Below are 21,544 nucleotides of genomic sequence, written 5' to 3'. Positions count from 1 at the left end.
GCGCGGTCGTCCGTGGCCGTCCTCCCTCCGGCCGACGAGACCGGCACGCACCCCACCGAGGCGCCGTCCGTCGAACCTGCCGCGACTCCGTCCTTCCGGGTGTCGTTCGACGGCTTCGAGGGCCCGTTCGACCTCCTGCTGTCCCTCATCGGCAAACACGAGCTGGACATCACCGAGGTGTCGCTCAGTCGCGTGACCGACGAGTTCATCGCCTACCTGCGCACCCTCGAAGCCGACGACGAACTCGATCAGGCGAGTGAGTTCCTCGTGGTCGCCGCGACGCTGCTCGACCTCAAGATCGCCGGTCTGTTGCCGCAGGGCGAGCTGGTCGACGCTGAGGACGTCGCCCTGCTGGAGGCGAGGGACCTCCTGTTCGCACGCCTGCTCCAGTACCGCGCCTTCAAGCAGGCCTCGGCCTGGTTCGCCGAACGCCTCGAACGCGAGTCCGCGCGTCATGCCCGTTCCGTCCGGCTGGAGGAGCGGTACCGCCGCCAGACCCCGGAACTCGTCTGGACGCTCACGGCGCAGGATTTCGCGGCACTGGCGACGCTCGCGTTCACGCCGCGCGAGCTGCCGACCGTCGGACTCGACCACCTGCACGCGCCGCTCGTGAGCATCCGCGAGCAGGCGGCGCACGTCGTCGCCATCCTCCGCAGCGGCGGATCCCACACCTTCCGCGAACTCGTCGCCGGTGCCGAGATGAAGGGCGTCGTCATCGCCCGGTTCATCGCTGTGCTCGAGCTGTACCGCCACGCCGCACTGTCGTTCGAGCAGATCGAACCGCTCGGCGAGCTCACACTGCGTTGGACGGCCGAGACGTGGGACGACGACAGCCTCGCGAACCTGGGAGCCGATTACGATGCCTGAGCGCGCAGACGAGCCGATCGATCGGCCTGCCGACGTGGCGACGAGCCTCCCGCCCGAACCCGAGCCGGTACCGGCGCCGGACGTCCCGAGGGCGCTCGAGGCGATCCTCATGGTGGCCGACGAGCCGCAGAGCCTCGTGAACCTGGCTGCCGCCGTGCACGTCCCCGTCGGGACGGTGCGGCGTGCCATCGCCGAACTCGTGGCCGACTACGACGGCGAACGCGGCGGGGTCCGACGCGGCTTCGAACTGCGCGAGGTCGGTGGTGGATGGCGGTTCTACGTCCGCGCGGACCACGACGCCCTCATCGCCGACTACGTGGTGTCGCAGAACCCCACGAAGCTCTCGCAGGCGGCGCTCGAGACCCTCGCGGTCATCGCCTACAAGCAACCGATCAGCCGCGGCGCGATCGCATCGATCCGTGCCGTCAACGTCGACTCCGTCGTCCGGACGCTCCTCGGACGCGGTCTCATCACGGAGATGTTCACCGACAGCGAGACGGGTGCCATCAACTACGGCACCACCGATCTCCTGCTCACCCAACTTGGTATCAACGCCATCGAGGAGCTGCCGCGGATCTCGCCGTTGCTCGACGATGGCCGGGAAGGATTCGACAGTGACCAGCACTGAACCAGAGGGCATCCGCTTGCAGAAGGTGCTCGCGAACGCGGGCGTCGCCTCCAGGCGCGTCTCCGAGCAGCTCATCGAGGACGGGCGCGTGGAGGTGAACGGTGTCGTCGTGACCGAGCTCGGCTCACGCATCGACCCGGAGCACGACCTCGTGTCGGTCGACGGCAGCGCCATCCAGCTCGACGCGTCGAAGCGGTACCTCATGCTCAACAAGCCGGTGGGCATCTACAGCTCCCTGAAGGACGACCGTGGTCGCCCCGATCTGCGCCGCTTCACCGAGCAGTACGAGGAACGGCTGTTCAACGTCGGTCGCCTCGACGCCGAGACGAGCGGCCTGCTCATCCTCACGAACGACGGCGACCTGGCCCACGTGCTCGCGCACCCGTCCTTCGGCGTCCAGAAGACGTACATCGCGAAGGTGACCGGGAAGGTGACCCCGCAGATCCTCGCGAAGCTGACCGCGGGCATCGACCTGGAGGACGGACCCATCTCCGCCGACAAGGCGCGGCTCCTCGGCACCGAGGACGGCTTCAGCCTCGTGGAGCTCACGCTGCACTCCGGTCGCAACCGCATCGTCCGCCGCATGCTGGACGCCGTCGGGCACCCGGTCGTGGACCTCGTCCGTCGCCAGTTCGGCCCGCTCCACCTCGGGACCCTCGGATCCGGGCAGTTGCGGGAGCTCACGAAGGACGAGCTCGGCGCCATCCTCACGATCGCGCGTGCGCACGGCCCTGAGGCGCGAGCAGCCGACGGCACCGCGGCGGAGGCGTCGGAGCCGACCGAATGACCGACGTCGTCGCCTCGCCACCGCGCGTCCAGGGGTCCGTCCGCATCGTGGGAGCCGGGCTGCTCGGTGCGAGCATCGGTCTGGCTCTGCGCGCCAAGGGCGTCGACATCATCCTCGACGACGCGTCGCCCAGCCAGTTGCGTCTCGCCATCGACTACGGAGCGGGTCGTGGTGCCGACGCGACCGACACTCCGTCCGTCGTCGTCATCTGCGTCCCGCCGGACGTCACGGCCCGCGTGATCGAGGCCGAGCTGGCGGCGTTTCCGGACGCGGTCGTCACCGACGTCGCGAGTGTGAAGCTCGAACCGTATCGGGCGCTGCTCGAGCGTGGCGTCGACCTCACCAGGTACATCGGCTCCCACCCGCTCGCCGGACGCGAGCGCGGCGGGGCCATCTCCGCGCGTGCGGACCTCTTCCTCGGTCGTCCCTGGGTGATCTGCCGCGACGCGGAGACCCCCGCCTGGGCGCTGGCGCAGGTCGAGGGACTCGCGCTCGACCTCGGCACCATCCCGATGGAGATGACCCCCGAGGAGCACGACCGGTTCGTCGCCCTCGTCTCGCACACGCCGCAGCTCGTCGCGAGCCTGCTCGCCGCGCAGCTGCGGGACGCGGAGGAGGGGGCGATCCAGCTCGCCGGCCAGGGCCTCCGCGACACCGTCCGCATCGCCTCGAGTGCGCCCGAGCTCTGGGTGCAGATCCTCAGCGCGAACCATGCCGAGGTCCTCCCGGTGTTGAAGCGGCTGTCCACCGACCTCGCGTCGGTCATCTCGGCGCTCCAGGATCCTGAGGTGTCAGGCGCACGCCGCACGATCGCGGACACGATCGCCGCCGGCAACACGGGTGTCGCGAGGCTGCCAGGCAAGCACGGCCAGAACCGCCGGTTCGCCAGCATCGTCGTCCTCCTCGACGACCGCCCTGGCCAGCTGGGCGCACTGTTCACGGAGCTCGGCGAGATCGGCGTGAACATCGAAGACCTGCGTCTGGAGCACTCGCCCGGCGCGAACATCGGTCTCGCGGAGGTCCAAGTCCTCCCCGAGGTCAAACAGCGCACCGTGGACGACCTCGAGTCGCGCGGTTGGCGCATCGCAGAGGTATAGGAAGAGACATGACCGAACAGCACCCCACCAGCACCGACGCGTCGACGCACGCCGCACCCGTCGTGGTCGCGATCGACGGGCCGGCCGGCAGCGGGAAGTCGAGCGTCAGCAAGGCCGTCGCGCGCCGACTCGGCTACCGCTACCTGGACACGGGCGCCTGGTACCGCGCGCTCGCCCTGCACGCCGTGGAAGCGGGTGTCGATCCGGAGGACTCGGCGGCCGTCGTCGCCTCGCTCGAGGCCTTCGGTGAGGCGTTCTCCGTTTCGCTCGACCCTGATGTCACCGCCTTCTCGTTGGGCGGGCAGGACGTGACGGAGGAGATCCGCGGGCAGCGCGTGACGGCGGTCGTGTCGGCCGTCGCGAGGGTGCCCGAGGTGCGTGCGTGGATCAACGACACGTTCCGATCGATCATCGCGGGCGTCGATCGTCCGGGCATCGTCGTCGAGGGACGGGACATCACGACCGTCGTCGCACCGGATGCTCAGGCTCGGATCCTGCTCACGGCGTCCGAAGCGGCTAGAATGGCCAGGCGTTCAGCGGAATTCGAGAGCCACCCTGCCGGCGACGTCGCGGAACAACTGCAGCGGCGTGATCGGGCGGACTCCAGGGTCGTCGACTTCATGAACGCGGCGGACGGAGTGACCACGGTCGACTCCACGCACATCGACTTCGACGAGACGGTCGACGCGGTCGTCCGCGTCACCGAATCCCTCACAGCAAGGAACTCCCATGGCTCACGATGACGAGCAGTTCGACGGAGGCCCCGACGACCTCGCGGACCGCCTCCAAGACATGGACGAGGAGCTCGCGACCCAGCGGGCCGCGTCCCTGCGATCCGGCCTGGCCGACTACGACCTCGAGGGCGACGACCTCGACATCCTCGACGGCGCGACGGAGGACCCCGACGAGATCCGGTTCCTGCCGGCCCTGCCCGTCGTTGCCATCGTCGGCCGCCCGAACGTCGGCAAGTCCGCGCTGGTGAACCGCATCCTCGGCCGCCGCGAGGCCGTCGTCGAGGACACCCCCGGCGTCACCCGCGACCGCGTCAACTACAAGGCCGAATGGAACGACCGTCGCTTCACGGTCGTGGACACCGGTGGGTGGGAACCCGACGCCAAGGGCATCGACGCGTCGGTCGCCGCGCAGGCCGAGATCGCCATCGACCTCTCCGACGTCGTCATCTTCGTCGTCGACGCCATGGTCGGTGCCACGGCGACGGACGAGCAGGTCGTCAAGCTCCTCCGCAAGACCGGTCGTCCGGTGTTCCTCGTCGCCAACAAGGTCGACGATGCCCGCCAGGAGCCGGAGGCCGCTGCGCTCTGGAACCTCGGCCTCGGCGAGCCCCACCCGGTCTCGGCCATCCACGGTCGCGGCGTCGCCGACCTCCTCGACACGATCCTCAAGGTCTTGCCGCAGGTCTCGGCCGTCGCGAAGGACGAGTTCGGTGGCCCGCGCCGCGTCGCGATCCTCGGACGCCCGAACGTCGGCAAGTCCAGCCTGCTGAACAAGACCGCGGGGGAGGAGCGCGTCGTCGTCAACGACCTCGCCGGCACGACCCGCGACCCGGTCGACGAGCAGATCGAGCTCGGCGGCAAGATCTGGCGCTTTGTCGACACCGCCGGTATCCGTCGTCGCGTGCACCTCTCGCAGGGTGCCGACTTCTACGCTTCGCTCCGCACGAGCACCGCCCTGGAGAAGGCCGAGGTCGCGGTCGTGCTCATCGATGTGACCGAGGTGATCAGCGAGCAGGACGTCCGCATCATCGATCTGGTGCTCGAGAGCGGGCGTGCGCTCGTGCTCGCCTTCAACAAGTGGGACCAGCTCGACGACGAACGCCGCAAATACCTGGAGCGCGAGATCGAGCAGGACCTCTCGCACGTCTCCTGGGCTCCGCGCGTCAACATCTCGGCCCGTACCGGCCGTCACCTCGAACGGCTCGTTCCGGCACTCGAGGTCGCCCTCGAGTCGTGGGACATGCGGATCCCGACGGGCAAGTTCAACGCCTTCCTCGCCGAGCTCACCGCGGCGCACCCGCACCCGCTGCGCGGTGGCAAGCAGCCGCGCATCCTGTTCGGGACGCAGGCGGCGAGCCGACCCCCGACCTTCGTGCTCTTCACCACCGGGTTCCTCGACCCGGGCTACCGCCGCTACGTCGTGCGGCGCTTGCGCGAGATCTGGGGCTTCGAGGGCACGCCGATCAACGTCAACATGCGCGTCCGCGAGAAGCGTCAGCGCTGATCCGACGCACGTTGCCCCGCCGAAACGGCGGGTGCTGACGAAGGCCCGGGACCGCTCGATGAGCGATCCCGGGCCTTCGTCGTGCCGGAGCGCGCGCTCAGAGCCGTTGCGGGGCGATCTCGGTCGCCGGGGCGAGCACCGATTCGGCCTCCGTGTCGAACGGCCACCAGCTCGGCAGCAGCTCGCCGGTCAAGTGCAGGAACCCTTCGATGTCGCGTGGCTCAGGGGTGTCGAGCCACACCCGGAATGCGCCGACGAAGCCGGCCGACACGAAGTTCGCGGCCGAGCGGATGAAGACGTCGCGCTGCTCGGGGCTGAGTGACTCCTCGTGCGGAAGGGTGATCGCCCCGCGGTCGAAGATGTCCAGGATCGTGGCGGTGAAGATCCGGTTGAGCATCGGTTGCAGGCTCGCTCCGATGATGTCCTCGCCGAGGCCTACCCGGTAGATGTCGGCGCGTTCCTCGATGTGCCTGAGGGTCGCGACGGTGAGGCCCGCGATCACGGCAGGTGCGTCGTCGGCCGATACCGTGGCCAGGTGGGTGACGCTCAGTTCCGTGAGCTCCTCGGCGAGTACCGACTCGAGCAGTTCGCACGGAGCCGCCGCATGCTGGTAGAAGGTCGACCGGTTGATGCCGGCGCGGGCTGCGATCTCGGAGACGGACATCTCGCTGGTGGGGCGCTTGGCGGCGAGCTCCAGGATCGTTTTGGCGAGGCGAGCCCGCGTCCTGCGTTGACGTGCGTCCATGGTGGTCCTTCGCGTGAATCGGTGGGGAGGGCGCGATTGCGTCCGATGGTCTGATATTCAAGATATAACATACTCCATCAGGTGGTGGAGAGTTTGTGCACAGCGGGCGTGCGGCGCGGGGTTTCGTGACAGGCTTGAAGCATGACCGACACGCATCCGCCGAGCGACCCCGTGCGCGACGCTGGCGATGCCTGGGTCGAATCCGGAGACGGCCGGAAGTTCTGGGGTCGCTTTGGTGCAGCCGGCCTGTTGGTGCACGATCCCGCACGCGGGGTGCTGCTGCAGCATCGAGCCGGATGGAGCCACTTCGGCGGGACCTGGGGTATCCCGGGCGGTGCTCGACACCAGTTCGAGGACGCCGTCGACGGTGCCGTCCGGGAGTCGAACGAGGAGGCCGGCGTGCCGTCGGACTCGATCGAGCTCCGCTTCGCCTCCGTGCTGGACCTCGGGTTCTGGTCGTACACGACGGTGATCGTCGAAGCGGTCGCGCCGTTCGAACCGGTCGTCTCCGACCCGGAGAGCATCGCGCTCGCCTGGGTGCCGGTCGCGGAGGTCGAGACCTTGCCGCTGCACCCGGGCTTCGCCGACTCCTGGCCGGAGCTCCGGGCGCAGCTCGACCGTCGGGTCACGGTCGTCGTCGACGTCGCGAACGTCGTCGGATCGCAGCCGAACGGGTGGTGGAAGGACCGCGCGGGCGCCGCGCAGGGCTTCGTCTCGCGCCTGGTCGGTCTCGCTCATGACGGCATCGACGCGTCCACCCTCGGGCTGGACTTCGACCGCTGGTGGCCGGCCTACGTCGCCGTGGTCGAGGGCCAGGCTCGTGGCGCCCGGCCGGATGCGACCGCAGCTGGCGCCGGTCCGGAGCTGCGCGCAGGTGTCTCGGTGGTCGATGCGGCGGGGAGTGGCGACGACGCGATCGTCGATGTCGTCGGCGGGCTCCAGGGTGCGGTCGTGGTGGTGACCTCCGATCGCGGACTCCGCGACCGCGTCGAGCGACAGGGTGCGACGACGCGTGGCGCGGCCTGGTTGACCGATCGGCTCGACCACACCGACTGACGCCTGAGCCGGGGTCGGATCGGCGGTTGTCAAGCGGTGCGGTCTTATCCCTGGTGGAGCATACGGGTCCACCTATTCTGGGATGATGCGTGCGTTGTGCACGGCTCGTCTGGAGGATCAGCGTGGACCATCGAGGAAAGACACCCGAGCAGCGCGAGGGCGAAGCGTCGTCGGAGCCGACCGAGGCCGGCGAGGCGCAGCGTCGTCGCCTGGCCGAGCGGCCCTGGCTGTCGTCCTACGCGAGTGGCGTGCCGGCCGACATCGACGAGGTCACCGAGACGCTCGTGGACCTGCTCGACACCTCGGTGAAGCGGTTCGGGGATCGGATCGCTCTCGAGTTCTTCGGGGCCGAGACGAGTTATAGCGAGCTCGGCGAACAAGTCGCTCGAGCGGCCGAGGGGCTCCGGAAACTCGGCGTGAAGCCGGGTGACCGCGTGGCGCTCGTGCTGCCGAACTGCCCGCAGCACGTCGTCGCCTTCTATGCCGCCCTGCGGCTCGGAGCCACGGTCATCGAACACAACCCGCTGTACACGGCTCGTGAGCTGCGCCATCAGTTCGAGGACCACGGAGCGCACGTCGCGATCGTGTGGGACAAGGTCTACGACCTCGTGGCCGACCTCCCGGCCGACGTGATGCGCGGTCGGATCGTCTCCGTCGACATCACGCAGGCCCTCCCGCTGTCGAAGCGACTCGCGCTGCGGCTGCCCGTGAAGCGTGCTCGTGAGTCACGAGCGGCGATGACCGCCACCCCGTCGGCGAAGCACGTGCTCCCGTGGGAGCGGCTGATCGGTGGCCGGAAGCTGTCGAAGCGGGTCGTGCGGCCGACGCTCGACGACACCGCGCTCCTGCAGTACACGAGCGGGACCACGGGGGCGCCGAAGGGGGCCATCCTGACGCACCGGAACCTGCGCGCGAACGCCGCCCAGGGGCGCGCCTGGGTGCCTGGGCTGAGCGAGGGTGAGGAGATCTTCTACGGGGTCCTGCCACTGTTCCACGCGTACGGGATGACCCTGTGTCTGACGTTCGCGATGAGCATCGGCGCGCGGCTCGTGCTCTTCCCGAAGTTCGATCTGGAACTCGTGCTGACGGCGGCGAAGAAGTCACCGCCGACGTTCTTGCCGGCGGTACCACCGATCTACGACGCGTTGTCGCGTGCCTCGACCCGCAAGGGTGTCGACCTGACGAGCGTGTGCTTCGCGATCTCCGGGGCGATGAGCCTCCCGGTGTCGACGGTCACGCGCTGGGAAGAGGCGACCGGTGGGCTACTCGTCGAGGGCTACGGGATGACGGAGTCGTCGCCGGTGGCGCTCGGCAACCCGATCGGTCCGTCGCGACGGCCGGGAACCGTCGGTGTGCCGTTCCCGAGCACCGAGATCCGCGTCGTCGACCCCGAGAACCCGTCGGTGGATCGTGCGGCGGGGGAGTCGGGCGAGTTGCTGCTCCGTGGGCCGCAGGTCTTCCAGGGGTACTGGGGTCGTCCGGACGAGTCGCGCGAGGCGTTGCTCGAGGGCGGCTGGTTGCGGACCGGCGACATCGTGACGGTGTCGGCGGATGGCTTCGTGACGGTCATCGACCGCGTGAAGGAGCTCATCATCACCGGCGGGTTCAACGTGAGCCCGTCCGAGGTGGAGGAGACGCTCCTGTCCCACCCGGACGTCGAGTCGGCCGCCGTGGTCGGACTACCGCGCGATTCCGGTGGCGAGGACGTGACGGCCGCGGTCGTCATGCGCGCCGGCACGGTCTTCGACGCCGGTTCGCTGCGCGACTACTGCCGCACCCGCCTCACGGCGTACAAGGTGCCGAAGCGGGTCGAGCAGCTCGACGAGCTGCCCACGTCGCTCATCGGCAAAGTGCTGCGCCGCAAGGTGCGCGATCAGCTCGTCGAGGCGCGCAAGGCCGAGTAGCGGCTGCCGGCGGGCGAGCGCCGGTGGTCAGCCGCGGGACTCGGGGTGCACCCAGTGGCGCACGACGGGGATGAGCAGCGACAGCGCGACGAAGGTGATGGCGCCGCCGATGACGGCGTCGTCGACCGGGGTGTTGCGGCTGACCTGCACGATGCCGGAGACGATCGCGACGGGCAGGGCGGTGAGTGCCGCGACGCGGACCTCTTTCCAATAGTGGCTGTAGCGCATGATGGTCCTTCGTCGGGCGGCCGCAATGGCCGGTTCATCCTGTCGCGCGGGTGCGAACGAGTCACGGTAGCGTGCCCCGTTCGAGGGTGGGCAGGGGAGACCTCCCGTGTGTCGTGACGGCGGTGCGCTCGGTCGCCGGCACGACCGTCGGAGACGTGTCACGAGGTGGTCGCCGGATCCGCTAGACTGTTCGAGTTGTCTTCTCCGCTCAGCGGAGATGGCATCGGGCTGTGGCGCAGCTTGGTAGCGCACTTGACTGGGGGTCAAGGGGTCGCAGGTTCAAATCCTGTCAGCCCGACAGACTAGACCCGGAAACTCGCGAGAGTCTCCGGGTCTTCTGTTTGTCTGCTAAGCGCCAAGCCCTCCAAAACCCGTCCAATGTGTCGGCGTGTCGTGGCCCCAGCAATTGATGGCCGGATATGCTCCAGCCGAAGAGGGGGCATCAATGGAGATCGAAGAATTGCTTGCACGGGCTTGGTCCGCGGTGGAAAAGGCCCGAATTCCCGAACCTTTGCAGGAATACGCGTTCAAGGAGGCGATCACGCGTATATCTGCGCATGAGGGAACCGGAGCGGCACTGGCCACCCCGTCGCCTCCCAAGCCGCAGGAAGCGAATGCGGCTGAAGATTCCTCGGCGGCGGCGACGACACTGACGGATGCGCAGCTGTTCGCCAAGTTCTCGAAGGAGAGCACGGTAGCGCAGGGTCTACTTGAGCAGGTCTTCTACTTCGAAGGAGGAATACCTCATCTGAACGGACCGAAGGCGAAGTTCGGCTCAAACCTGGCGGATCAATCGCGTGCAGTCGCGCTCGGGTTGACCGCTGCCTATGACTATGCGCTGGATGAACAGAGCACGCCCGCATCGACTATCCGTGCCGAGTGTGATCGGCTCAAGTGTGACCCTGGAACCAACTTCGCGAAAGCGATGAACGGACTCACTACGGTCAATTACGTGGGTGCTTCAAAGAAAAAGACGACGCGCGTGAAAGGTGAAGTCACCTCAGACGCCCTGAAGAAGCTGGTAAACAGCGTCTTGGGCGTCGCTGAATGAAGCTCATTGAGTACCTGGCGCCGCTGAAGAACTCTAGCCAGCAAGCCCGAATTCTTGCATCGATGTATTTCCTCGAAGCGACGGAAGACAAGTCGACGTTCACGACGGGGGATATACGAGCGCAACTCGCGGCTGCGCGTGTTCCAAACCTGAAGACATGGAACATCGCTGCGCGGCTGGGTGCTGCAGGCCATCTCGTGCACGCAGACGGTGCTACGACCGCGCGAATATGGGAGTTGACGAGCAGCGGGCGCACCGAAATAGCTGCCTGGGCGCCGCCGCTGCCCGTAGAGGAACGATCGGTCATCAAGAAAGCCGAAGCGGCGGCACTGCGTGGGAAAGTTGCCGCGATTAGCGACCCCGAGACGAAAGCGTTCGCCTCCGAGGCGGTGGACTGCCTCGACGTCGGAGCGCATCGTGCTGCGATTGTGTTTATGTGGGTGGCCGCAGTTCACGAAGTACAAGAGCGGCTGTGGAACACGTCCGATGGGACGAGCATCACCGCTGCAGCGCAATCACACAATCCACGAGCGAAGGTCTGCAAGAAGCGTGACGACCTGAGTGAGTACAACGAGGAGCTTCTCCTCCAAGTCGCGCACGACCTGGGCATCATCGACAAGAACGAGAAGGCAGAGCTGATTAAAGCTCTTGGGCTACGCAACAGCTCTGGCCATCCGAACAAGCTGCGTCCTGGCGAACACCGGGCCAAAGCCCACATCGAAGACCTAATCACGATGCTCTTCTAGGCTCAGCGAACCGGCGGATACGAAAGGATCGAACCTTGGATAGCGCAATGAATCTGTTTCGTGTGCCGGGCGAACTCGAGTACTTAACTGCGAAGGAAGGCGCTGCCGCTCACCTTAAGGACTCGAGGAACGAGCGGCGAGCGCCGCTTGTGGCGCCTCGTGATCTGAGCGGAGTAGCCGCGCATCGCCTGACCAATCTCATGCGTGCGGAGCTACAGCAGGCGGAACTTGCAATTGCCTACCCGGGTTGGTTGCAGAACCGCGCTGTTCCGCGGCTCATCGTCACGCTGCGGTACGACGGCCATGATGCCTTCGGAGTAGCGCGCGCACTGCAACGACTCGATCTTGCGGCTCGACGCGCGGGCGCGATGCAACGAAGGCTTATAGACAGCGAGGTCGACAAAGCATGGCCGCAACCGTTACGAACGCATCAAGGGGGGCTCCACGTCCTCGATGCCCGCGTCGGCTCCGTCGACATCCTGATGACCGTCTGGGGAGCGCTCGTGACGATCGCAGGGAGCGCTCCAATATCTGTTGCCGCCCTGATGGCTCTGTCATGGGACGTCGGACGCGGAGCCGTCCACCTCACGAAGCGGTGGCAGGGCGGGATCATGGCTCGGCCGCAGCGAGACCCGATGGCGCACGAGCGAGTCGAAGCAACGCAGGATTGGGGCCTCAAGAAAACGAAGGCTCTCGCTCCGGTGCTTGAGAAGGCGATCGCGAATGGTCAAGGTTTCGAGTTTTCTCTCACAGATGGCGCTCAACAACTCAAGCTCACTGTGCTCCCTAAAGATTCTGGCGACAGGTAGTCTCCGACTGCTCGCTGAATTCGGAGTCCGTCTTCCCGCCGAGCCGCTGGCGCCGAGGGAGCGCTACCCGCCGACCTGCCAGGGCCTCTAATTCAAAGTGCGGGATGCTGGCCTCCCCAGTCGAGCCGATCACCGCTGACAACCCCACGCTCGCCGCCGCCTAGTCGGACGCCCGGTGAGGGACCACCATGAAGTCCCGGAAACCATCTGGTTTCCGGGACTTTTTCGTTGGCTCACAGCGTCGGGCGATACTCAGAACCGCTCGTCGTACGCGTTCCGATTCGCTTCGATCGTCGGGACGTGTTCGCCGGCCCACTCGGCGAGCGCCACTGCGTGGGGGATCAGCGATTCGGCGAGGTCCGTCAACTCGTACTCGACCCGCGGTGGCACCTCGGCGAAAGCGGTGCGGGTGATGAGTCCGTCGCGTTCCAGGTTCCTGAGGGTAAGGGTCAGCATGCGTCGGGAGATGCCCGGGATGCGCTGCTCGAGCTCCGTGAACCGGAACGGACCGTCGTGGAGCGTCGCGATGAGGAGGAGCGCCCACTTGTCGGCGATGCGGTCGAGGAGGGATCGGATGGCTTTGCCTTGATCGCCTCGGACGGAACACAGCTTCGCGTAGCGGAACATGACACCTCTCGGGACTCGGGTACACGCGTGTGCCTTTTGTACGCCGATGTTTCGTGGCCCACACTGGCCTGGGTTACCCATCGTAACCATCACGACGAATCAGCTCTCGGAGGTTTCGCATGGTCATCGCATACTGGATCGTGGCAGCACTGCTCGCGGTCATGTACCTGTACTCGGGCGGCGTCAAGCTCGTCCGCTCGGCGGGCCAGCTCCGCCCGATGATGGCCTGGGTCGACACCATGCCGCTCGCGGTGATCCGAGTGATCGGGCTCCTCGAGGTCCTGGGCGCGGTCGGTCTCATCCTGCCGCCACTCGCTGGCATCCTCACCTGGCTGACCGTCGCTGCGGCAGTCGGGCTGGTCCTCGTGCAGGTCGGTGGCATCACCGTGCACCTGCGTCGCGGCGAGGTCCGCGTCCTCGGGCTGAACGTCGCCCTGCTGGTGCTCGCCGCGATCGAGGTCTGGCTGGCGACCGTCTGGCTGTAGGGACGAAGGACCGGGGACGCGCCGGAGGGAGCGAGCGCACGAGCCTCGCCACGGCTCATCTGCTAGCGACCGTCCACCACCGTCGCTGAGCGACTGCCTGCGGTGACCCGTGCTCTCGCCACCTTCTCTACGAGGGGAACCGCTCCTGTGCCGCGGCGCTGGTGGGCGTGAAGACGTTGATGAGGTTGCCGTCAGGGTCGCGGAACAGGAGCGAACGGTTGCCCCACGGCATGGTCGTCGGCTCGTTCACGAACGTTTCGACGACGCCCTGCAGCGTCGTGTAGACCGCGTCGACATCCTCGACCAGGAAATCGAGGGTGATGGACCGGTTCGCGCGCGGCGCGGCAGCGTTCTCACCCAGCAGCGGAATGGTCGCCGAACTGGCGATCGCGAGGGTGCCGGTGTCGGTGCGCAACTCGGCGAAGAGCGGATGCAAGCGGGCCGCGGTCACGCCGGTGACTCGTTCGTAGAACGCGACCAGGCTGTCGACGTCGTCGGTGATGATCCGGGTGGCTGCGAGTCGCATGAGGTCTCCTGGGCTCGATGTGGTTGCCGCTCTTGCGGCGGCCATCCCGACGATAGGAGCAATACCGGACAGAAATTGCCCGGTATTCTGAGGTCATGGCACGATCGGGCTCGTCGACCTCTCGCGCGCTGCAGCTCCTCGAGTTGCTCCAGTCGGCGGAGATCCGCACCGTGCCTGAGCTGGCCGAACGGTTGGGCGTGGATGAGCGCACCGTGCGCCGCACCGTGCAGCGTCTCGTGGACATGGAGGTTCCGATCGAGTCGGTGCGCGGCCGCTACGGCGGGTACCGCCTGGCTGGCGGACGCGGAGTGTCGCCGCTGATGCTCACTGACGAGGAGGCGGTCGCCGTCTTCCTCGGCTTGAGCGACGCCCAGTCGGCCTCCGGCTCCCCGGACGTCGCGGCGCAGATCGCTCTCGCGAAGATCCGGCGTTCCCTCCCCGCCGCATCCCTGGACCGCATTGAAGCGGTCGTCGACGCCGCAGCGCTGAACCCGTCGAGCCTCGAGGTACCTGATGCCGGCATCCTGCTCACCGTCTCCGACGCTCTTCGCTCGAGACGTCCGCTGGAGCTGCGCTACCGCGACGTGGAGAAAACGCCTTCGCGCCGCACGGTGCATCCACTCGACCTGCTCGTCCATTCCGGTCGCTGGTACTTGGATGCGTTCGACGTCGAGCGAGCGGAGGAGCGCACCTTCCGTGTCGACCGGATCCGATCCGCGCGGACGCTGCCCGGCGTCTTGTCCACCCCGGTATCCCGAGCGGAGCGTCCTCGACTCGTCGACCGCTTCGCGGGGGCGGACTACCGATGGCACGTCCGGTTGCGCATCCAGGCGACCGTCCCGCAGATTCGGGCCCACCTCCCAGAGAGCGTGGCGGTCGTGGAGTCGATCCAGCACGCACCCGGCTGGCATCGGCTTTCGATCCGAGCCAAACGCCTCGACTGGCTTCCAGCGGTGATCGCCGGGCTGGGAGATCACGCGGTGATCGTCGACGAGCCGGAGGATCTCCGTGAGCTCCTCCGCGCGACGGCGACACGGATGCTTCGCATTGCCGGCGGTGCTGGAGGGGCGCCACCGGTTCCCGAGTAGCGCACGCCGATACGGAGTCGTCTCAGCGCAGGCGACTCGTCCCGTCCCATCCGGATCGGTCTACCGGATCAGACCCCTACGCCAGCGCTGAGGCGAACCATCACTGGCTCGTCGGGAAGGGGCGCAGCTCCAATCGCCCGTTGCGGGCCATCGGGTGACGGGCGGCGATGTCGAGCGCCTCGTCGAGGTCGGCGCACTCGAGAATGTCGAAGCCCCAGAGGGTGTCGGTCGCCCCAGGGATCGGGCCCTTGGTGACGAGCCGTTCGCCGGCGCGGACACGGACGCCGCGCGCCTCACTCGGGTCGAGCACATCCCCGAGGAGACGTCGCCCCGTCGTGTCGAGCTCCTGGACCCAGTGGTCGACATCCGAGTCGTCGGACGGCTCGTCGGGCACCGGGTCCGTGAGGACGAACATCATGAATCGCATCAGGTGGTTCCTCTCTCTGGGCGCCCGTTCGAGCGCACTCGTCGTTGCTCTCAGATCTCGGCAGTGAACGGTGCTGGGCTGTCGTCGCGCCACAGGGTCTCGATCGGGATGGTCTGACCGAGGACGCGCTCCGCGGCCCGGTGCCCGGAGTGCAGGGCGGCCGACACCGTCGCCGGGTCGTCCGTCCACGTCGCCTCGCCAGCGAGGTGCAGGACGCCACCGACCGGGGTGGCGAGGGCGTCGTGGTCATCCGTCGTCGAGCCGACGGTCATGTAGGCGTAGGACCCATGGGTGAAGCGGTCCTCGTGCCAGCGGGTGATGTGCACCTCCGTCGGGTCCTCGACGCGCTCGCCGTAGAGGCGCCGCAGCTGCTCGAGGATCGACTCCACGACGCGCGAGTCCTCCCAGCCCCGGATCTCCACGGCCGTCGGGCCGGCGGCGAACGTGAGGAGTGTGGGGGAGCCGTGCGCCGATGTCAGGTCGTACCAGGAGTGCCAGCGACGACTCTCCGGCCCCAGCTGCCTGACGGCGTAGACGTCGTCGTCCCAGAAGCGCCGCTCGAACCGCAGGAACACCTTCTCGAACGCGTTCATCCGCAACCGGGAGAGTGCGCCGGCGACCGGCTCCGGCAGCGGGGGATCGATCGTGAACGCCTCCGACTGCAGCACCCCGACCGGCACCGTCACCACCGCCGAGCCCGCATGCAGCACCACCTCGCCTGCCGGACCGTGGGCAGCGACCTCGACGCCGTCCGCGGACCACCGCACGTTCGTCACCACATGCTCCAAGCGCACGTCGAGCCCCTCGGACAGCCGCCGGGGGAGCACGTCGTACCCGTCGTGGAACACGACCTCGTCCCCGTCGATCGCGTCGTCGTCGAGGCCGTGCGCCGCGAGATCCTCGATCGACGCGCCGTACTGCTCCTCCGAACGATGCTCCAGGTACTCGCGGACCCGCTGCACCCGCTCGGTGTCCCACGGCTGCAGGGCGAGTGCCGCCTCGGTCACGTCGCGGTACGAGGCGTCAGGAGCCGACTCGGCGACGACCCCGAGGAGCGTCGCGTCGAGCGCGTGGACGTCCTCGGCGAAGCCGCGAGCGTCGGCGTCCGACAGGCGCTCACCGTCGGCACCGTAGTAGGCGATCGGACGGCTGTCTGGTTGGTAGCCGCCGACGGTGAACTCCACCGTCCGCATCCCGAGCGCCCCGGCCGCCGCCGCGACCGCGCTATCCGTCACCCCGTGCACCCAGGACGCACCGAGATCGGTCACCAGGCCGTCGCGGCGCTCGGTCGACACGCGCCCGCCGACCCGGTCCCGCGCCTCGAGTACGACGACCGTCCGACCAGCGGCCGCGAGGAGCCGCGCGGCGACGAGCCCGGCGACACCCGCGCCCACCACGATCGTGTCGAAGCGGGTGCCAGCGGGCGGGCGGGATGCGGACGAGTCGTCCGACCCGCTCATCGAGGATCGCCCATGTCGCCGGTCGCCGGTGCGCCGTCCACCCGCTCATAGCGGAGGTGGACGGTCCCGGCGGGGGAGGTGGTCGCCGGACCGAGCAACCGCAAAGACGACGGCACGGTCCCATCGGCGAAGACGCGCTTACCCGTGCCGAGCGTGATCGGGTACACCCAGAGGTTGAGCTGATCGAACAGGGCTTCCGCGAAGAGCGTCTGCACGAAGTCGAGACTGCCGATGACATGGATCTGCGCGTGGCGCTCGCGCAGATCCCGAAGGGCCTTCGGGAGGTTGTCTCCGAGCTGCGTCGACTTCGCCCACGCCAGGTCCCGCGGCTCACGCGACGCGACGTATTTCGGCAGCCGGTTGAAGAGCCTGGCGATGCCGTCGTCCTGACCGCCCTCCTGCCCGGGCCAGTACGCGGCGAAGATGTCGTACGTTCGTCGTCCGAGGAGGAGGGCGTCCATGCCGACCATGCCGGCATCGATCTGCTGCCCGTCGACCTCGTCGATGAGCGGCGCCTGCCACCCACCGAACGCGAACCCGTCGCTGGGGTCCTCCTCCGGCCCGCCCGGCGCCTGAGCGACGCCGTCGAGCGTCATGAAGAGGTCGATGTGGATGCGTCCCATGTCCTGCTCCGATCTGCTGCACTCACGATCCACCGGAGGGTGGGCGGTGTCAACGCCTGTCGGCTGAGAACGCACTGACGAAAGGACGCCGGGTACCTCGGGGGCGAGTAGCGTTCGAGGAGGCACGCACGCGCGTCACGACGCCCGTGGACGAAGCCGTTCCGCTGATGAGAGGCACCGCACCATGACCGATCTGGACACCATCCCCGTCACCACCCTCGACGGCCGCGACACCACCATGGCGGAGTGGGACGGTAAGGCGAAACTCGTCGTCAACGTTGCCAGCCGCTGTGGTCTCGCTCCGCAGTACGAGAAGCTCGAGGCCCTCCAGAAGGAGTACGCCGACCGCGGCTTCACCGTGATCGGCTTCCCGAGCAACCAGTTCCTGCAGGAACTTGGCGACAACGAGAAGATCGCCGAATACTGCTCGGCCACCTGGGGTGTCACCTTCCCGATGATGGACAAGGTGAAGGTCAACGGCCGGAACCGTCACCCGCTCTACCAGGAGCTCGTGAAGACGGCCGACGCCAACGGCAAGGCCGGCAACGTCAAGTGGAACTTCGAAAAGTTCCTCATCGCCCCCGACGGCACCGTGCACCGCTTCCGTCCGACGACCGAACCCGATGCCCCCGAGGTCATCGCGGCGATCGAGGAGAGCCTGCCCGCATAGCGGTGTGGCATTCGGCCCCGCTCAGAGGAAGGTGACGCCGGTGAGCGCCTCAGCCTTCGTCCAGAGCTCGGCGGCGATGCGTTCGTCGCGCGCCGCCGAGGTCCGGCCGACGGGCTTCGGATCGCCGCGCATCTCACCGAAGCCGCTCGGTCCGTAGTAGCCGCCCGGTTCGACGTCCGGCGACACCGCCGCGTAGAGCGTCGGGAGCGCGCCCATCTCGGCGCTCTGGCCGAGGAGTCGCGTTCCCCAACCGAGGAGCGGTCCTTGCGCGGACTCGGTGTGCGACTGGAGTTCGGTCGACGCGAAGCCGGGGTGCGCCGCGACGGACAGCACGGGTGAGCCGTTCGCCGTGAGGCGTCGCTGCAACTCGGCCGAGAACATGAGGTCGGCCAGTTTCGACTGGCCGTAGGCGGCCCAGCGTCGGTACGTCCGGCTGCGCCAGTTGAGATCGGCCAGGTCGATTGTGCCAGCCCGGTGGGCGGCGCTCGACAGGGTGACGACCCGCGTCGTGATGCGATCCAGCAGCAGCCCGGTGAGAGCAAAGGGACCGAGGAAGTTGGTACCGATCTGCATCTCGAAGCCGTCGGCCGTGCGTCGCTCGGGCACAGCCATGACGCCGGCGTTGTTCACGAGCACGTCGACCCGCTCGACGCCCTCAGCGAAGCGGCGGACCGACGCGAGGTCGGCGAGGTCGAGGCGACGGACCTCGACATCGCCGGTCATCGTGGCCGCAGCACGGGCACCCTTCTCCGTGTCGCGGCAGGCGAGGATGACGGTTGCGCCGTGCGCGGCGAGTTCGCGAGCCGTGACGGCCCCGATCCCGCTGTTCGCGCCGGTCACGATCGCGACGCCGCCATGCTGGTCGGGAATGTCTGCTGTCGTCCAAGCGCTCATGAGGCTGAGGCTACGCCATGGATTTCTTGCGACTACACATATCGTTCACAGCTTCACCGATATATCGTTGAGCATCGTTCACGAACTACGAAGGAGAGCAATCATGGGTGGATTCCCAAGCGGTGGCGCAGGTTTCGGTGGCGCAGGATTCGGCAACGGCGGCGGATTCGGCAGCGGAGCCGGCTTCGGTACCGAGAACATGTGGCAGATGATGGAACAGCTGCGTTCCAAGTTCGAGAAGAGCGCCGGATCGCGCGCGGGTCGTGGCGACGTCCGCTCCGCCGTGCTGGCCCTGCTGGCAGAGCAGCCGATGCACGGCTACCAGATCATCCGCGAGATCGACGAGCGCAGTGGCGGCTCCTGGAAGCCGAGCGCCGGCTCGGTCTACCCGACCCTGCAGCTGCTCTCCGACGAGGGCATCATCACAGCCGAGGAGTCGGGCGGTCGGAAGACCTACGCCCTGACCGAGGCCGGCCGCGACGAGGTCGCCGAGTCCGGAGCGACCGCTCCGTGGCAGACCGGTGAGTCGACCGAGCACCCCGGCATCACCGCGCTCCCGAAGGCCGGCGTCGAGCTGGCCCAGGCTGCAGCGCAGGTCGGCCGGACCGGTTCGCCTGAGCAGGTCCAGCAGGCCGTCGCGGTCCTCGACGAAGCTCGCAAGCGCCTCTACGCGATCCTCGCCCAGGACTGACCGGGTGTCGTCGACCGGCGGGACGCCCAGCGACTCAGCGTCCCGTTTCGGCGACGTCCCAGGCGTCGTGCGGGCCGGTGTCCACACCGGCCCGCCCGCCGACGGGCGCGCGCGGTACCGCCGCATCCTCAGGTTCGCGAGCTGGCATCTGGCCAACGCATGGTGGTTCGAGATCGTGCTCCCACGCTTCGGGCTCATCAAGCTGACCGAGCGCACCCGCACGCGCCGCATGCAGCGGTTCGCGCGCCGCTTCCACGTGCTCGCCGTCGATCTCGGCGGACTCATGATCAAGGTCGGCCAGTTCATGTCGTCCCGCCTCGACGTGCTGCCGCCGGAGATCACCAAAGAGCTCGAAGGCCTGCAAGACGAAGTGCCGCCGGTCGCGTTCCCGGAGATCCGCGCGCTCGCCGAGTCGGAGCTCCGTGTGCCCCTGCCGCAGGTGTTCTCCACCATCGACGAACGGGCGGTGGCCGCCGCCTCCCTCGGTCAGGCCCACCGCGCACATCTCGTCCCCTCGCTCGCCGCGGATTCCGGCCTCGACGCCGTCGTGCTCAAGGTGCAGCGTCCCGGTATCGACCGGATCGTCGCCGTCGACCTCGCCGCGCTGCGGAAGGTCGGCGGATGGCTGCGTCGCGTCCGCCTCGTCTCGGATCGCGTGGACATGCCGGCGCTCGTCGAGGAGTTCGCCGCGACGAGCCTGGAGGAGATCGACTACCTCCACGAGGCAGCGAGCTCCGAACGGTTCGCGGCCGACTTCGCCGGTGACGACCGCGTCGGCGTGCCGGCCGTCGTGTGGGAACGGACCTCACAACGCGTGCTGACGCTCGAGGACGTCACCGCGATCAAGATCACCGACACCGAGGCGCTCCTGGCCGCCGGGATCGACCCTGCCGAGGTGGCTCCGGTGTTTGCGGCGGTCATGTTCGACCAGCTGTTCACCAACGGGTTCTTCCACGCCGACCCGCACCCCGGCAACATCTTCGTCACGCCGATCGCCGCCGCCCCGGGTGAGCGCTCGTGGAAACTGACGTTCATCGACTTCGGCATGATGGGCGAGGTCCCGCCGACGACGCGGCGCGGCCTGCGGAAGCTCCTCATCGCCGCCGCCTCCCGCGACGGCAAGGGACTCGTCGGCGCGATCCGTGACCTGGGTGTCCTCCTGCCCTCGGCGGACACGACCGAGTTGGAGCGCGCGATGACGGCCCTCTTCGGCCGGTTCGGCGGCATGGGCTTCGCCGAGCTCCGCGACGTCGACCCGAAGGAGTTCCGCGACTTCGGCAACCAGTTCAGCGAGGTCGTGCGGGCGCTGCCGTTCCAGCTGCCCGAGAACTTCCTGCTCATCATCCGTGCCATCTCGCTCACCTCGGGCGTCTGCAGCTCGCTCGATCCCCAGTTCAACCTGTGGGACTCCGTCGAGCCGTACGCGGCGCAGCTGCTGCGCGACGAACGCGGCAACGTCGTCCAGGACCTCGGCCGGGAGGCGCTCGAGATCGCGACGGTCGCGGCCCGACTGCCGAAGCGTCTCGATGCGATGATCATGCGGGTCGAGGACGGCTCCGTCGCCGTCACCAACCCGCGGCTGGAGCAGCGGATCGCGCGACTCGACCGCACGACGGGCAGGGTCGTGTCGGCGGTGTTGTTCGCCGCCCTGCTCGTCGCCGGCACCGTCCTCCGGATCGACGACGCCGTGCTCGGCACCGTCTTCATGTCGGTCTCCGTCCTGCCGCTGCTGCACGCGCTGTTCTCCGGGCGCCGCGGGCGGTAAGCCGGCAGCATGTGCCGCGACCGTCGCGCAGGCGTCGGTTGTGGTGTGGAAGGACATGTCGAGGCTCTTGTCCGCGATGACAGGATCGCCACGCACCGGCGGGACCGTTCCGCGGTGCAGAGCGGAGTGACA

Annotated in this window: 24 protein-coding genes and 1 tRNA gene; 17 read left to right on the top strand and 8 right to left on the bottom strand. The window is 68.0% G+C overall.

Translation table 11 applies throughout. From position 1 onward, the window contains the following. Positions 1 to 12 precede the first annotated feature (12 nt). The 6 genes from ITJ57_RS12150 to der are packed head-to-tail and all read left to right on the top strand — an operon-like array spanning position 13 to position 5,617. On the top strand, positions 13 to 867 hold the full coding sequence (locus ITJ57_RS12150) for a ScpA family protein (protein WP_370582354.1): 855 nt from the start codon (positions 13 to 15) through the stop codon (positions 865 to 867). Continuing rightward, the gene (locus tag ITJ57_RS12145) at positions 860 to 1,495 is read left to right on the top strand and encodes an SMC-Scp complex subunit ScpB (protein WP_194670212.1); all 636 of its coding nucleotides are present in this window, start codon (positions 860 to 862) and stop codon (positions 1,493 to 1,495) included. The genes ITJ57_RS12150 and ITJ57_RS12145 overlap by 8 nt, the downstream gene beginning before the upstream one ends. Further along, complete coding sequence (locus tag ITJ57_RS12140; protein ID WP_194670211.1) at positions 1,461 to 2,282, top strand: pseudouridine synthase; 822 nt, start codon at positions 1,461 to 1,463, stop codon at positions 2,280 to 2,282. Before ITJ57_RS12145 ends, ITJ57_RS12140 begins: the two co-directional genes overlap by 35 nt. Next, on the top strand, positions 2,279 to 3,379 hold the full coding sequence (locus ITJ57_RS12135) for a prephenate dehydrogenase (protein WP_194670210.1): 1,101 nt from the start codon (positions 2,279 to 2,281) through the stop codon (positions 3,377 to 3,379). The genes ITJ57_RS12140 and ITJ57_RS12135 overlap by 4 nt, the downstream gene beginning before the upstream one ends. 8 nt (positions 3,380 to 3,387) lie before the next feature. Next, positions 3,388 to 4,122, top strand: coding sequence for a (d)CMP kinase (cmk, locus tag ITJ57_RS12130; protein ID WP_194670209.1), 735 nt, complete (start codon positions 3,388 to 3,390; stop codon positions 4,120 to 4,122). Further along, on the top strand, positions 4,109 to 5,617 hold the full coding sequence (gene der / locus ITJ57_RS12125) for a ribosome biogenesis GTPase Der (protein ID WP_194670208.1): 1,509 nt from the start codon (positions 4,109 to 4,111) through the stop codon (positions 5,615 to 5,617). Before cmk ends, der begins: the two co-directional genes overlap by 14 nt. Before the next feature lie 97 nt (positions 5,618 to 5,714). On the opposite strand, the gene ITJ57_RS12120 is transcribed toward der, so the two are convergent. After that, positions 5,715 to 6,362, bottom strand: coding sequence for a TetR/AcrR family transcriptional regulator (locus tag ITJ57_RS12120; protein ID WP_194670207.1), 648 nt, complete (start codon positions 6,360 to 6,362; stop codon positions 5,715 to 5,717). 141 nt (positions 6,363 to 6,503) lie between these two features. On the opposite strand from ITJ57_RS12120, the gene ITJ57_RS12115 reads away from it, so the two are divergent. Both ITJ57_RS12115 and ITJ57_RS12110 read left to right on the top strand, forming a co-directional pair. Next, complete coding sequence (locus tag ITJ57_RS12115; protein WP_194670206.1) at positions 6,504 to 7,418, top strand: NUDIX domain-containing protein; 915 nt, start codon at positions 6,504 to 6,506, stop codon at positions 7,416 to 7,418. Between the two features lie 209 nt (positions 7,419 to 7,627). Then, positions 7,628 to 9,322 carry a long-chain-fatty-acid--CoA ligase gene (locus ITJ57_RS12110; RefSeq protein ID WP_228507214.1) on the top strand — a complete coding sequence of 565 codons (1,695 nt, stop codon included), beginning with the start codon at positions 7,628 to 7,630 and terminating at the stop codon, positions 9,320 to 9,322. A 27-nt stretch (positions 9,323 to 9,349) separates the two neighbouring features. On the opposite strand, the gene ITJ57_RS12105 is transcribed toward ITJ57_RS12110, so the two are convergent. Then, positions 9,350 to 9,550, bottom strand: a complete 201-nt coding sequence (locus ITJ57_RS12105) for a hypothetical protein (RefSeq protein ID WP_194670204.1) — start codon at positions 9,548 to 9,550, stop codon at positions 9,350 to 9,352. A 224-nt stretch (positions 9,551 to 9,774) separates the two neighbouring features. Here ITJ57_RS12105 and ITJ57_RS12100 point away from each other — a divergent pair. From ITJ57_RS12100 to ITJ57_RS12085, 4 genes are all read left to right on the top strand, one after another. After that, positions 9,775 to 9,848, top strand: a tRNA-Pro gene (locus ITJ57_RS12100). Between the two features lie 147 nt (positions 9,849 to 9,995). After that, positions 9,996 to 10,601 (top strand): hypothetical protein, encoded by a 606-nt coding sequence (locus ITJ57_RS12095; protein WP_194670203.1) that lies wholly within the window; start codon positions 9,996 to 9,998, stop codon positions 10,599 to 10,601. After that, positions 10,598 to 11,347 (top strand): hypothetical protein, encoded by a 750-nt coding sequence (locus ITJ57_RS12090; RefSeq protein WP_194670202.1) that lies wholly within the window; start codon positions 10,598 to 10,600, stop codon positions 11,345 to 11,347. Before ITJ57_RS12095 ends, ITJ57_RS12090 begins: the two co-directional genes overlap by 4 nt. Positions 11,348 to 11,394: 47 nt before the next feature. Beyond that, on the top strand, positions 11,395 to 12,156 hold the full coding sequence (locus ITJ57_RS12085) for a hypothetical protein (protein WP_194670201.1): 762 nt from the start codon (positions 11,395 to 11,397) through the stop codon (positions 12,154 to 12,156). A gap of 252 nt (positions 12,157 to 12,408) precedes the next feature. Here the strand turns inward: ITJ57_RS12085 and ITJ57_RS12080 are convergent, their stop codons facing one another. Continuing rightward, entirely contained in the window at positions 12,409 to 12,783 is a 375-nt protein-coding gene (locus ITJ57_RS12080) for a helix-turn-helix domain-containing protein (RefSeq protein WP_194670200.1), read from the bottom strand. A gap of 119 nt (positions 12,784 to 12,902) precedes the next feature. Here ITJ57_RS12080 and ITJ57_RS12075 point away from each other — a divergent pair, with 119 nt between their 5' ends. Next, positions 12,903 to 13,268, top strand: a complete 366-nt coding sequence (locus ITJ57_RS12075) for a DoxX family protein (RefSeq protein ID WP_194670199.1) — start codon at positions 12,903 to 12,905, stop codon at positions 13,266 to 13,268. Between the two features lie 127 nt (positions 13,269 to 13,395). Here the strand turns inward: ITJ57_RS12075 and ITJ57_RS12070 are convergent, their stop codons facing one another. Then, positions 13,396 to 13,794 (bottom strand): VOC family protein, encoded by a 399-nt coding sequence (locus tag ITJ57_RS12070; RefSeq protein WP_194670198.1) that lies wholly within the window; start codon positions 13,792 to 13,794, stop codon positions 13,396 to 13,398. A 95-nt stretch (positions 13,795 to 13,889) separates the two neighbouring features. On the opposite strand from ITJ57_RS12070, the gene ITJ57_RS12065 reads away from it, so the two are divergent. Beyond that, positions 13,890 to 14,882: a YafY family protein gene (locus ITJ57_RS12065; RefSeq protein ID WP_194670197.1), complete on the top strand. Its 993-nt coding sequence runs from the start codon at positions 13,890 to 13,892 to the stop codon at positions 14,880 to 14,882. A gap of 100 nt (positions 14,883 to 14,982) precedes the next feature. Here ITJ57_RS12065 and ITJ57_RS12060 read toward each other — a convergent pair whose 3' ends face one another. The 3 genes from ITJ57_RS12060 to ITJ57_RS12050 are packed head-to-tail and all read right to left on the bottom strand — an operon-like array spanning position 14,983 to position 17,392. Further along, positions 14,983 to 15,309, bottom strand: coding sequence for a YciI family protein (locus ITJ57_RS12060; protein WP_194670196.1), 327 nt, complete (start codon positions 15,307 to 15,309; stop codon positions 14,983 to 14,985). Positions 15,310 to 15,359: 50 nt separating this feature from the next. Further along, positions 15,360 to 16,769 (bottom strand): NAD(P)/FAD-dependent oxidoreductase, encoded by a 1,410-nt coding sequence (locus ITJ57_RS12055; RefSeq protein ID WP_194670195.1) that lies wholly within the window; start codon positions 16,767 to 16,769, stop codon positions 15,360 to 15,362. Next, on the bottom strand, positions 16,766 to 17,392 hold the full coding sequence (locus ITJ57_RS12050) for a dihydrofolate reductase family protein (RefSeq protein WP_194670194.1): 627 nt from the start codon (positions 17,390 to 17,392) through the stop codon (positions 16,766 to 16,768). The genes ITJ57_RS12055 and ITJ57_RS12050 overlap by 4 nt, the downstream gene beginning before the upstream one ends. Before the next feature lie 184 nt (positions 17,393 to 17,576). On the opposite strand from ITJ57_RS12050, the gene ITJ57_RS12045 reads away from it, so the two are divergent. Further along, positions 17,577 to 18,062 (top strand): glutathione peroxidase, encoded by a 486-nt coding sequence (locus ITJ57_RS12045; protein WP_194670193.1) that lies wholly within the window; start codon positions 17,577 to 17,579, stop codon positions 18,060 to 18,062. Positions 18,063 to 18,083: 21 nt separating this feature from the next. Here the strand turns inward: ITJ57_RS12045 and ITJ57_RS12040 are convergent, their stop codons facing one another. Continuing rightward, on the bottom strand, positions 18,084 to 18,956 hold the full coding sequence (locus ITJ57_RS12040; RefSeq protein WP_194670192.1) for an oxidoreductase: 873 nt from the start codon (positions 18,954 to 18,956) through the stop codon (positions 18,084 to 18,086). Between the two features lie 199 nt (positions 18,957 to 19,155). Here ITJ57_RS12040 and ITJ57_RS12035 point away from each other — a divergent pair, with 199 nt between their 5' ends. Both ITJ57_RS12035 and ITJ57_RS12030 read left to right on the top strand, forming a co-directional pair. Then, a complete protein-coding gene (locus ITJ57_RS12035; protein WP_228507212.1) occupies positions 19,156 to 19,647 on the top strand; it encodes a PadR family transcriptional regulator in 492 nt (163 codons plus the stop codon). 67 nt (positions 19,648 to 19,714) lie between these two features. Next, positions 19,715 to 21,412 carry an AarF/UbiB family protein gene (locus ITJ57_RS12030; protein WP_194670407.1) on the top strand — a complete coding sequence of 566 codons (1,698 nt, stop codon included), beginning with the start codon at positions 19,715 to 19,717 and terminating at the stop codon, positions 21,410 to 21,412. Positions 21,413 to 21,544: the final 132 nt, after the last annotated feature.

The organism is Plantibacter sp. VKM Ac-2880, from assembly GCF_015351235.1.
In the GTDB taxonomy this organism is placed as follows: domain Bacteria; phylum Actinomycetota; class Actinomycetes; order Actinomycetales; family Microbacteriaceae; genus Plantibacter.
Note: the sequence above shows the minus strand (reverse complement) of the source record. Positions and strands in the feature narration are given on the sequence as shown.